Genomic DNA, 11710 nt, shown 5'->3' on the forward strand with positions numbered 1-11710 from the left:
CCCCTCCAAAGGATAGTCTGCGAATACTTGGAGCAGAGTATGTGAGTTGCGAGAGCGGAGTATGTGTCTTTAAGGGCGTTGAAATGGTCTAATTTGTTTATTAAATTAGAAATTTTCCCTTCTATAACTTATTGAACCTCTACTACTTATTAACTCCCCCCTTGAGGGGGGGTAGGGGGGATGTTTTGAGAATCAGTTGATTACAGAGCTTGCGAAACTTAAATGACTAATGAAAAAGTAGGGATAAAGGAAATTATTCCTACTTTTTTACACTCTAACAATTAACAATTAACAATTGAAAACAAGAATAACAACTTTATTAGGTATAGAACATCCTATCATTCAAGGGGGTATGATATGGGCGAGCCAATGGCAGTTGGTAACAGCCGTAAGTAACGCAGGCGGATTGGGGCTGCTAGGTTCTGGCTCTATGTCAGCCGAGGAGTTACGTACTCAAATCAGGCAGTGTAAAGCACATACTAGCAAACCTTTTGGGGTAAATGTGCCTATTATGTACGCCAATAGTGCCCAAACCATGGAGGTCATTATGGACGAAGGCGTCTCTGTAGTTTTTACTTCGGCAGGCAATCCAGCTCTTTGGACAGAGAAGCTCCATGAGAAAGGAATAAAAGTGGTACATGTAGTAAGTAGTAGCAAGTTTGCGCTCAAAGCTCAAGCAGCTGGGGTAGATGCCGTAGTAGCTGAAGGCTTTGAAGCAGGCGGACATAACGGACGAGAGGAGACCACCACTTTGGTATTAGTGCCTGAGGTATGTCGGAAAGTAACCATTCCTGTGATTGCAGCAGGAGGAATTGCCACAGGTAGGGCTATGTATGCTACTATGGCGCTCGGTGCCGAAGGGGTGCAAATGGGTAGCCGCTTTATTGCCACAGATGAGGCCTCTGTACATTCCCTTTTCAAACAAGAGGTACTCAAAGCCAAGGAGGGTGACACGGTATTAACTCTTAAGGAACTCTCTCCCGTACGTCTGCTAAAGAATCCCTTCTACGAGCAGGTAGAAGCTCTTTATCAGCAAAGAGAAGCCACCCCTGAGAATCTCAAACAGCTATTAGGTAAGGGACGAACCAAATTAGGTATGTATGACGGAGACCTTAAAGAAGGCGAATTAGAAATAGGCCAAGTAAGCAGCCTGATAGAGGAGGTAAAAACCGTCAAAGAGGTCTTCGAGGAAGTATTAGCAGAGTTTCAACAAACCAGAGATTTAATGATTAATATCACTAGTCATTAGTCACTCGTCATTAGTCATTAGTCATTAGTCACTCGTCACTCGTCACTATTATTGGTTTTATTTTCGTATCATAGAAGGGAATTTGTAATCTCTGACAGGTATATTTCCATTTTTCTATGATAAAAGGGTAGTTACTACCATCGGCAATGAGCATTTTAGGGCGGATATTACTCAAAAATTTCTCTAAGTGAATTTTAGGATTATTTCTTAGCAATAGGTAATGAGTCGGGTAGGAGGTATCTAAATAGAATTTATCATCAATGATGGTGAGAAAATCTTCTTTAAAAGGGACTATATTCTCTAAGGCCTTATAATGAAGGTTTGACACTTGTTGTTGAGTACAGAAATTCTTAATAAGTGTGTGGGGTACTGACAAAGTGTCAGAAAGATAAAAAGTAGCTTCTCTACCCTGCTGTAAAGCAATAACAGTCTTTTTATATTGGTGAAAGACAATAAGTTGCTCCTTTTTTGCACTTTCATATTTCAGATAAAAGAAATAGGTCTGCAAAGACAGTAGCGTTAGAAAGAAAAAATAGACAAATTTTATCTTTCTAGCCCTTAGGTATATGACAGCCCATACAATAGCTAAGTAACACAAGCACAAGCAGATAGTGTCAAAATACACATCGCGAATAACCAGCTGTTCCACCGAAGCTATATAGCCTATCATATGGTTCATCAGCGAAAGGGCTTTTTCATAACAGACTAAAAGCCAATAGGGGAGTAGCTGTATACTGGCCAAAAGGACAACGCCTATTCCTACGGATAAGATAATTCCTAAGAGGGGTAAAATAAGTACATTGGTTACTAGAAACAATCCCGCAAATTGGTGAAAGTAGTACAAGGAGAGTGGTAACACACCTATCTGTGCAGCGATACTCACCTTGATAATGTCCCAAAAAAAGTTAAGAAATCTATTTTCAAATCGATACTTGTCTCCTAGCGGTAAAAACAAAGCAATAAAGAGTACCGCCATATAACTCAGCTGAAATCCTACCTCAAAAAGAAAAGTGGGTTTGCAAAGCAGTAGTATAAAAGCCGAAAGTAGCAGACTATCATAGCGAGCTCTTCTACTTTCTGCCAAATAAGCAATACTATAGCCGCCAAACATGACTACAGCTCTCAAAACAGAAGCAGAAAATCCTGTAATAGCCGCATAAGTAAGTAAAAAGACTAAGAGAAGTGCTATTTTTACCCCTTTTCTATGTGCAGGTACCACCAAGGAGATAAAAAGCGTTAGCAAATAGGTAATAATACCTATGTGAAGCCCTGAAATAGCTAAGATATGGACAGCTCCCGCATTGATATATTGTTGGTAGAGCTCTGGAGTAATATCCGAGCGAACCCCCAAGACTAAGGCTTTGAGTACCCCCACAGTTTCTTTAGAGAATGGATAGTGGGAGAGGGTAGCTGCCAAGTAGCCTTGTAGCTGTTTGGCTTTTATAAAGGGAGAAAAGCAAGGAGCATCCTTGATTTCATAGCAGGTAGGGTAGCCCTGCCAATAGATCCCTTGATGTTCCATATAGCGTTTGTAATCAAACTGATAGGGATTTTGAGCAGCAGCAATAGAGGAGAGCTTACTATGAAAGAGAATCGCTTGTCCTAAAGCATTTTCCCTTAAGGTATCCTTTAGGTAAAGTACGAGTTTCCCTCTATAATTTGCCGTTTCTGTAGGTTGTAGCGCAACAATCACCTGCCTATTCTTGATGAGTTCTACCCTTCCCACAAGGCTATATGCTTTCTCAGGAGAGAGCTTATGTAGGTAATGCTTGCTATCGTTGGGTTCATAATGTATATTGTAGGCCAAAATACCCAAGCTCATTCCTGCTAAAAATACGGTCTCTTTTAGGAACTTTTTTAGTCTAAAATGGCAGTAATAAATACCCCCTACTGCTATTCCGCTGAGCAGCAGGCTCATGGCTATTCCTATCTTATTGAGTAGGTCTTGTCCTATAATACCAAGGATCATACCCAAAAGAAGGATACACAAGGGAAAATTAAAGGGAGTAGGCTTCATCTGATATACAAAAAAAGCCAGTTACCCCTTAGGATAACTGACTTGTTGAATATTATTTTTTACATTCCGAATCATCGGGGAGCTTTCCACAAAAACTGCAAGGCGTCCCTTCAGGGTTCAAATAAGGACTTTGGCTGGCACAAGTACCGGAGAATCGACCTCCTTTTTTGCCCCATATTTTTATTGCCATGCCTACAACACATAGGCCTAAGATAATCAATACGATGACAAATAGTTTCATATGATATATATTAAAAAATTAAAATCCTATAGTATATAAGTAGTATTGATGAAGTTGGACGTTTCTGTTTTTAGTAAGTTTTCAAGGATTTCATTATTATATGGATTATCCTTAGAAGCTACAAAAGTACGTATAGAGAACGAGCGAAGTGCATCATACACACTAAGAGTACCCACAGCCGAATCCTTGCGGCCTGTGAAAGGAAAAACATCGGGACCTCGCTGACATAAGCTGTTGAGGTTCACCCTGCATACAAGGTTTACCATAGCATCGATCAGTGGTGCCAATGTATAGACATCATGTCCAAAGATACTCACCTGTTGGCCATAGTGAGAGTCGGCAATCTCTTCTCTTACTTGGTCGCTATCAGTAAAGAAACGTACAGGTACCACAGGGCCAAATTGTTCTTCCTGATAGACACGCATATCGGGGCTTACAGGAGCAAGTACCGCAGGGAAGATAAAGTTCTCACAACGCTCACCACCTTTCTTGTTGAGGATCTTAGCTCCTTTCTGTAGGGCATCGTCTATAAGGTCTTGGATATATTGTGGTTTATCAGGTTCGGGTAGGGGAGTGAGTTTTACGTTAACCTCCCAAGGGTTTCCAAAGGGGAGTTTGTCTACCTCCTCAGTGAATTTGGACAAGAAAGCCTCTTTTACATCCTCATGTACATAGAGTATTTTCAAGGCAGTACAACGTTGCCCATTGAAGGTAAGCGCTCCTGCCACACATTCTTTTACAGCAAGATCTATATCTGCATCGGGTAGGACAATGGCAGGATTTTTAGCTTCCAAGCCTAGTACCAAGCGCAAACGATTCTTGTGAGGGTGTTTGTCTTGTAGGGCTATAGCCGAGCGACTATTACCTATAAGTGCTAAAACATCTATGCGGCCAGTTTCCATAATAGGAGAGGCAATTTCTCTACCGCGCCCAAAAACAATATTGATAACTCCCTTTGGGAAACAATCTCTAAAGGCTTCCAATAGAGGGGTAATAAGCAATACGCCATATTTTGGGGGTTTGTAGATAACCGTATTTCCCATCAGCAGTGCAGGAATCAGCAGCGCAAATGATTCATTAAGAGGGTAGTTATAAGGCCCCAAGCAGAGGACAATTCCTAGAGGGCCACGACGAATATGAGCATAGATACCATCTTTTTTTTGGAAATGGGCACTATCACGATCTAATTTCTTATACTCCTCTAAGGTATTGTATAAGTATTCTATGGTGCGGTCAAACTCTTTTTGACATTCAAGAATTGTTTTACCAATCTCCCACATCATCAGTTGTACAACCTCATCACGCTTGTGCTGGATCTCTTTGGTAAAGCGTTCCAAGATCTCTACACGATCTTTCACACGCATAGTAGCCCATAGGCCGTTACCCTTTCCATAGGCATTTGCTGCTGCTTCAAGGGCTTCAAGGGCTTCTTTTTCAGTCAAGTGAGGAACGCTTCCTACCAAGGTAGGAGCATATTGTTCTGTAGAGGAAATAGTGGAATACACCTCATCACAGGCCCCTTTCCACTCTCTAAGTTCTCCATTTATAAGATAAGTCTTATGATGTAAAGGGTTACAAACATAAGCCTTAGGTATAGGTTGAAATTCGTTCATTATTTTATAGTTAAGTTGTTTTATACTCTGCCTTTTAGTGCATCAAACACCCAAGCAATAGCCAGGAATCCCACCCCAGTGGAAGCAAATCCCCAGCCGGCTACATCTTCATAACGGAAGATACCCAGCCCTATGAGTATTAATCCAAAGAGGATCATAATCAAGGTAGCATATCCTAAAACAGAATTTTTATTTAAACCCATAATAATCAATATTTTAAAGATACTATTTATATATCTCCCTCAGAAGTAGATTTATTTTTTATACTCTTGATGAAGTCTCTACCAAAAATAATGCCAATTCCTACAACGACACCCAAAAATCCCCAAATGGCAATAATCAAGCCTCTTTTAGGTTTTGATTTTTCTAAGGGAATACTGACAGGTTCTATGTCAATAAAAGCAGGGGTGTCCTCTTGTAGTTTGATTTTTTGGTTTTCAAGCTGCTTGGCCAGTTCTATATACACATTATTAGCCAAGCTATATTCGGCTTGTAATTGTGTTTGGCGGGTCATAGGTACCGCAGTGATAAGACCTCTATTACTATCTTGGAAAGCTGCCAATCTCATTTGTTTTTCCTTAAAGTTCTTTTCGGCCTCTTCATATTGTCTTTCTATGAACTCCAATTGGCTTTTAGCCTTACGAGTTTTGAACTCTATGATAGTCTCTTGTAGTGTTTTTTTAGCCTGACTTAACATCTGAGCTGCGGCTACAGGATCACCCATGGAGAAAGAGAAGGAAATAGTATTGTCTTTCTCGTTATTAGTAATCTGTAGTTGGCTGCTTAGTAGAGAAAATAATTCTTTTTCTTCAGGAGTAACACTATATACTTCTAAGGAACCATCGGCAGTTGGCTGAGGTACAACCTCTTTATCTTTGGAAGAAAAGGCTCCTATGATAACCCCTGGTAAGCCAATAGTATATTTCTTTACCACATCCAAGGCTCCTGCTTTTTGGTATTTTTGGCAATATTGCTCATAAGTTATAGGAGTACTATCTTTGGAAGTTTGTATAGAAACTTGTGTCATCTTCCTTTGGAAAGGAATACTAGTGGCAATACTTGTATAGAGCTTAGGAGAAATTAGTTCTCCTGAAGAGGAACCCAAATTGATACCCGCCAAAGAAGCCAAGCCTGATAAGCCTCCTCCAGAGGAGGAACCACTCTCTTGAGCCAATACTAATGAAGTAGCAGTATATTCCTTTTTAGAAAGAATAGCAATAAAAATGCCTATAAGTAGGAATATGATAAAATATTTTAAGATAGTTTTCTTTCCATTCCATATTTTTAGCAATAGGGCAAGCAAATCTATCTCATCATCTTTTTGTATCTCTTGATTCATATTTCTGTTATTTAAAAGCGTTGTAAATAAGTATAGCTAAGGTAGTTATTGCGGTCATTATACTAACCGTTTCAGCTGTAGAGACTGGTTTTTTCTCTGGCTTTTCAGGAACAATCACCAATGCTCCTGGAGCAGCTTTAGGATAGCTTCTAAAGAAAAGGAAGCGGTTGGTACCTTTTACGTCTCCATTGGCATATACAACATAGACTGATTTTTTCTGAGCATTGTCGGAGAATCCTCCTGCACTATTGATATAGGATTTAGTAGATTTTCCTTTTTCATAGCGCACTAAAGAAGGAGCTAGTACCAATCCCTTTACCTCAACGGTTTGTTTTTCAGAAGGGACAATAAGTACATCCCCATCTTTTAGTACAAGATCCTGATAGGAGTTCTTATTCTCCATGATTTTTTTAAGATTGATACCTACACGGTATTCAGACGCTTCAGGGGTGTTTTCTTCCTCTTTAGTTTCAATAAGAGTGAGATCCTTGTCCGTCTTTTTAAGTTTCTTAAGTTGTTTTTCTTGGGCTTTTTGATCTTTTTCGTCTTTATCTTTCCTCCTTACTAACGTGGCACCTTCCACATAGGCATAAGGAGCCAATCCACCAGAGCGCTCTATAAGGCTTGAGATACGCTCTTCTTTAGTAAGAATAGCATAAAAACCAGGGAAAGAGACTTCTCCCTCTATCTTAACCACTTGTTGGGGTATATAGCCCTTTTGATAGCGGACGGTTACTATATCATTGGGTTCTAAGGCGATACTTTCCCCTCCTTCTTTAGAGAGGGATACAGTATATACTTTGCTGATGGTCTTGAAATTGGCATCATTCAGTTGGCGGGCTACCTCCACTTGTGTTTGGTCGGCGCCTTCTATAAAGCCGCCAGCCATGATGATAAGATCGGCAGGGAGTAGTCCCTTGGCATAGGCAAACTTCTGTGGTTTGCGCACAGCCCCTTCTATACGTACCATAGGCTTGGCGATGAGACTATCTCTGCCATATATATGCAGACTATCATTCGGTTGTAGGGCAATACTTTGTTTCTTTTCTAAGAGATCTTTGAGGGAAAAATTAAGACTTTGCTTATCTACATGGTCTATAGAGCGGAAGAGAATAGCACGATTTAGATAGGCTTCTTCCCTTACACCTGCGGCTTTTTGTATAAGGTCTAAGACGGTCATACCTTCTGAGTAAGCATAGTTACCTGGTTGATATACCGCCCCTGTGATACTGATTCGGTTGTGATATACATCGGAGAGCTTATGTACTAGGAGTTTGTCACCTGCTTGCATAGTAAATTTGCTGGCTTCATTATAGGGGACTTCCTTTACTTCGCGCTTGGCACCTATGATACGTTCTACTACCATTACATCTTTGTATGCATTGGATTTGAATCCTCCAAAATAATCCTCTAAAGCAGAGAGTTTTTCACCATCTTTGACCTCATAGATACCTTCTCTTTTGACAAAGCCGATTACCTCTACTTGGTTTTTATAAGGAGGCACAATGATGACATCTTGGTCATTGAGGTTGATATTCCCTTCTTGGGAACCTTTGAGTAAGAAGTTGTAAATATCTAAGTGGGCGATGGTTTTTCCTCCACGAACCACTTGTATATTTCTAAAAGAACCATTTTCAGTAGGGCCTCCACTGGCATAGAGCGCATTGATTACTGTAGAAAGAGCACTAAGAGAGTAAGTGCCTGGGGCTTCTACTTCTCCTATGATATTGACTTTTACGGTACGGATATTGGCAATGGAAACGCCTATATATACCTTAGCATAACTACCTTCAGGGGCGGAGATACCTGCATATATCTTACGCAAAGCGGTATTGATACGAGCTTTGGCTTCTACAAAGTTGAGACCTCCTACATGTACCTTTCCAGCCATAGGGAGAATGATATTACCTTGGTTATCTACCTTTTGGGTAGTGCTACTTTCGGCAGCGCCCCATACCTCTACCAAGAGTTCGTCACCTGTATTGATGATGTAACTCTCAGGGGTAGGTACATTGATCGTTGGAGTAAAGGAGATTTTAGGATTTTGGAAAAAATCGTAGCCAAAAACTCTACTTTTTTTCATAACCATTATAGAATCTCTTTCTTTTCCTGTACGGCCAAATACTTCTTGCTCAGAAGAGGTAGGCTTGCTACTTGGGGTAGTTGTTTTCCTTTTGGCAGTAGTAGAAAGGGTCATGATACGTTGTCTGAGCTTAGTAATCTGAGAGACAGGCACGCCTTTTACACGAGCAGCAGTCTCTAAGTCAGTGATGGAGTAGCCTTGTGCTTGTGCTTTCTCCCAGAAGGATTGAATTTGTTCGTCAGAGAGTTGATCTACATTGATATAGGCAAGTTGCTCTAAGTTAAGATTCTGTACTTGTGCAGAAAGTGAAAGTGAGAAACCTACACTTAAAAGAAGAAAAAATAAGATTTTCCTAATCATTGTTCGCTGTTTTTAATCAGAGTGCAAATATACTTCGTTTATCTGAGAAAATAAAATATTTTAAACATTAATTATTTATTCCAATTTCACAAGTACTTTTAAATGGCAAATGAGCACTAAATTTAATTTTTAAAATCCTGATTGTCAGTAAATTAATGTAATAATTAAAAGTGAATTTTGATAATAAGAACATCAACAAAGTTCGGGTGTAATAATTAACAATTAACAATTAACAATTAACAAATGTTTTCACTATCTTTGCCGAGTAAATTGCTCTTATCCTTTGTCTATCATGGAAGAAGTGTAAAGTCCCCTACTTACTATTGGGAAAATGGCACAGAGCCTCTTGAGATCTGTAAAAATATCTATTTGTATAGTAATAAAAACCTAAAATATCATTTACTATATACCCCTGTGTATTATAAAATAATCCTCATAAAAGAGTAAAAAAATCATGACTATTCAGAATTTTGATAAATTTGTAGATGAAATTTTGGTAAAACAAGGCGAAGAAGCCTTTGAACAAGGCAAATTATCTTCCTTAGAAGAGCTTGAGGACGGCCTATGGGTCGCCTCAGTAGAGGGAGCGACTACTTACGAAGTGGAAATACTACTGCATAAAAATACCATTAGGGAGACTTCTTGCTCTTGTGAGCACAAGAAAAAAGGTGTCTGCTCGCATATGGTAGCGGCTTTCTTGGCTATAGAGGCTAAAAAACAACAAGAAGCTGCCAAAGGAAAACAAGGAACTAAAGGTAAGAGAGATAGCCTTAAAAGCTTATTGGAAAAAATATCCCGCACAGAGCTGGAGGAGTTTATCAAAACCTATATGACTAAGAATAAAGTTTTTAAAAGTGATTTTGAACTTTATTTTATAGATAAAAATGAGAATAACAATTTTGAAAAGAAGATAACTGAGATTATAGACCAAACCATCAAGCCTCGCTATCGTGGTGGTGATTCTCAAAATCTACCAGACCTGAATAAAGAAATTAAAAAGCACCTTAAAACTATTAATATCTATATAGGAAATAGTAACTATCGCGATGCTTTTATATTCGCTAAATGTCTTTTTGTCAAGTTACATGAGATAATCGTTAAGTCAAGCTATCTAATTAATACCTTTATCAGTAATACTAATAAGGTACTAGACGTTATTATTTTCTTAGCAGAGGATGAGAGAGTACCACTAAGCCTAAAAGAGGTACTATTTCCTTTTCTCTTAGAACAGATGGTTAAAAATGCAGAACTTTATGAAGATTATTATGACAACAAACTTCCTCAAGCAGGTAGAAAACTTAGTATTACATTACAAAAAGAGGGAGATTATTTACAATCAATAGATAAAGTACTTGATAAAAATAAAATATTAGGTAGTGTAAGGAGGTTTTATACGATTGAAAAGATAAAATTGTTATCGCAATTAGGGAAACAAAAAGAAGCAGATAAAATCATAGATAAAAATATAGCACATCCTTTCTTTAGAAGAATGAAAGTAGATATGCTTATAGAGAAAAAGGATTATAAAGCTGCAAAAGAATGTCTCAAAGAAGGAATTACAGAACTAAAACAGAGATTTGGAACAGAAAATATTGTAAGAGAATGGGAAGAACTTCTCTCTCAGATAGCTAAAGAGGAAGGTGATCTTGATACAATGCGGAAATATTATAAAAAATTTGCTTTTTATGGAGATGGAGATAGCCAATACTATGATAATTGGAAAAGCACTTATACCGCTGAAGAATGGAAAAAGGTAATAGATAAAGAAATAAAGAAACAAGAAACCTACTACATGGAGAAAAAGAAAGCATTGATGTCTTATTGGAAAGTTGCAATAGTTTCTCCTATTCTTTTTATGATCTATCAAAAAGAAGATATGTACGAAGCCCTATGGGATAAGGTAAAAGATACAGATATTTCTGACATTTTAAATTATTTACATTATCTGAAGAAGTATTATGCTATTGAAATCATGGAAAAACTTTTTAAAGAGGTGATTGATTTTGCAGGAAATGCCAATTATCGTACCGAATATGAAAGAATAGCCTCCTATATTCGCAAGATGCTGGAAGATGCACCTGAAGAAAAAGAAAAAATAAGAAAATTAATAGAAAAATTGAAGCAACGACATAAGAAAAAGTACTCTTTTGTACAAATCTTAAATGAAATAATTATAGACTATAAAATATAATCCTATGGAAAAGCCTCCTTTTTTAAGAGTTATGACCATCGCAATGGTTATACTATTGGCTATTTTAGTAGCCTTCTCCCTATGGATGTTCCGTACAAATAGTTCGGGATATGCCATTTTCTATGTTGTCCCTCAGGTGCTATATCTTTTTTTCTTTTGCCTGATGGTAAATCTGTTAGGATATAATATATATAAGAAAAACCAAACGGGAATTATTATTTGTTCTATTGTTACCTTTCCTTTTCTTTTTCCTTATTTTGATACCTCATCATTCTTTGAATTTTGGTTTGGAATCTTTGGTATGCTGGGACGTATATCGGAAATATCAATGTTATTTTTGAGTATTTATGTATTTATATATCCTAAATTATGGAAGATATTAGCTGCTTCCGGAGTTATTCTTATAGTTTGTACTTTCTTATTCCATTATACACCTCTTTTGTTTGCATTAATATTATATTCTATTTACTATTTGGCATAATTAAAAGTATTTTACAGCTATGAAAAAGAAATTATCACACTTATTTTTTGCTTTTCTTACAGGGGTTATTTTTTTATTGGTATATTTTTTAATCTTATCAGGTGATTATGGAACTGTATTTATAAAAAAAGAAATA

Annotated in this window: 9 protein-coding genes; 3 read left to right on the forward strand and 6 right to left on the reverse strand. The window is 37.9% G+C overall.

Annotated features, from left to right (window positions below; all coding sequences use genetic code 11):
- Positions 1-295: 295 nt before the first annotated feature.
- A complete protein-coding gene (locus tag HMPREF1154_RS11120; protein WP_009642718.1) occupies positions 296-1249 on the forward strand; it encodes an NAD(P)H-dependent flavin oxidoreductase in 954 nt (317 codons plus the stop codon).
- Between the two features lie 28 nt (positions 1250-1277).
- Here the strand turns inward: HMPREF1154_RS11120 and HMPREF1154_RS11125 are convergent, their stop codons facing one another.
- The 6 genes from HMPREF1154_RS11125 to HMPREF1154_RS11145 are packed head-to-tail and all read right to left on the reverse strand — an operon-like array spanning position 1278 to position 8902.
- The gene (locus HMPREF1154_RS11125) at positions 1278-3266 is read right to left on the reverse strand and encodes a ComEC/Rec2 family competence protein (RefSeq protein ID WP_009642705.1); all 1989 of its coding nucleotides are present in this window, start codon (positions 3264-3266) and stop codon (positions 1278-1280) included.
- A 52-nt stretch (positions 3267-3318) separates the two neighbouring features.
- Entirely contained in the window at positions 3319-3507 is a 189-nt protein-coding gene (locus HMPREF1154_RS13225) for a hypothetical protein (protein ID WP_009642731.1), read from the reverse strand.
- A gap of 26 nt (positions 3508-3533) precedes the next feature.
- The gene (locus tag HMPREF1154_RS11130; RefSeq protein ID WP_009642730.1) at positions 3534-5120 is read right to left on the reverse strand and encodes an NADP-dependent glyceraldehyde-3-phosphate dehydrogenase; all 1587 of its coding nucleotides are present in this window, start codon (positions 5118-5120) and stop codon (positions 3534-3536) included.
- A 20-nt stretch (positions 5121-5140) separates the two neighbouring features.
- Entirely contained in the window at positions 5141-5323 is a 183-nt protein-coding gene (locus HMPREF1154_RS11135; RefSeq protein ID WP_009642706.1) for a CAL67264 family membrane protein, read from the reverse strand.
- 26 nt (positions 5324-5349) lie between these two features.
- Positions 5350-6459 (reverse strand): Wzz/FepE/Etk N-terminal domain-containing protein, encoded by a 1110-nt coding sequence (locus tag HMPREF1154_RS11140; RefSeq protein ID WP_009642719.1) that lies wholly within the window; start codon positions 6457-6459, stop codon positions 5350-5352.
- Between the two features lie 7 nt (positions 6460-6466).
- Positions 6467-8902, reverse strand: coding sequence for an SLBB domain-containing protein (locus HMPREF1154_RS11145; protein ID WP_009642729.1), 2436 nt, complete (start codon positions 8900-8902; stop codon positions 6467-6469).
- A 454-nt stretch (positions 8903-9356) separates the two neighbouring features.
- Here HMPREF1154_RS11145 and HMPREF1154_RS11150 point away from each other — a divergent pair, with 454 nt between their 5' ends.
- Together HMPREF1154_RS11150 and HMPREF1154_RS11155 are read left to right on the forward strand one after the other, a co-directional pair.
- Complete coding sequence (locus tag HMPREF1154_RS11150) at positions 9357-11093, forward strand: SWIM zinc finger family protein (protein WP_009642741.1); 1737 nt, start codon at positions 9357-9359, stop codon at positions 11091-11093.
- Between the two features lie 4 nt (positions 11094-11097).
- Entirely contained in the window at positions 11098-11574 is a 477-nt protein-coding gene (locus HMPREF1154_RS11155; protein WP_009642750.1) for a hypothetical protein, read from the forward strand.
- Positions 11575-11710 lie beyond the last annotated feature (136 nt).

Origin of the sequence: Capnocytophaga sp. CM59, from assembly GCF_000293175.1 — a bacterium.
Classification (GTDB): domain Bacteria; phylum Bacteroidota; class Bacteroidia; order Flavobacteriales; family Flavobacteriaceae; genus Capnocytophaga; species Capnocytophaga granulosa.